Raw genomic sequence first — 498 nt, forward strand, 5'->3', positions numbered from 1 at the left:
ACTGTTTTACCAGTTCCATGAGGTAAAATTACTGTACCTCTAACTTGTTGATCCGCATGTCTTGGATCTACTCCTAATCTAATTGCTAATTCAACTGTTTCTACAAATTTAGCACTCTTTGTATCAAATACTAATTCTAAAGCTTCTTCTAGTGTGTAGATTTTTAATTTATCTACTTTTTGAGAAAGTACATTATAACTTTTCCCTTTTTGTGACATAATTTGTTTCCTCCTTTGTGGTAATTTAAATTTTTATCTCCCACTTAATTTCATATTATTAACCTCGTATTTTAATTCCCATACTTCTTGCTGTTCCAGCAATATTGTTCATAGCTGCTTCAACAGCTCAAGCGTTTAACACTGGCATTTTCGTTTCAGCTAATCCTTTTAATTGAGCTTATGTAATTTTTCCAGCTACTTATTTTACACAGGTTTGTGTTCCTCTTTCTATTTTAGCAGATTTATTTAATAAATCTGATGAAGTTGGTGATTTTAACAC

At 30.9% G+C, this 498-nt stretch carries 2 pseudogenes; both read right to left on the reverse strand.

Going from position 1 to position 498, the window contains the following annotated elements:
- Window positions 1-218: pseudogene (locus AYC60_RS03440) on the reverse strand (50S ribosomal protein L1); the annotation flags it as partial.
- 58 nt (window positions 219-276) lie between these two features.
- Window positions 277-342, reverse strand: a pseudogene (locus AYC60_RS09580) (50S ribosomal protein L11); the annotation flags it as partial.
- Between the last annotated feature and the right edge of the window lie 156 nt (window positions 343-498).

It is taken from the genome of Streptobacillus felis (assembly GCF_001559775.1).
Taxonomy (GTDB): domain Bacteria; phylum Fusobacteriota; class Fusobacteriia; order Fusobacteriales; family Leptotrichiaceae; genus Streptobacillus; species Streptobacillus felis.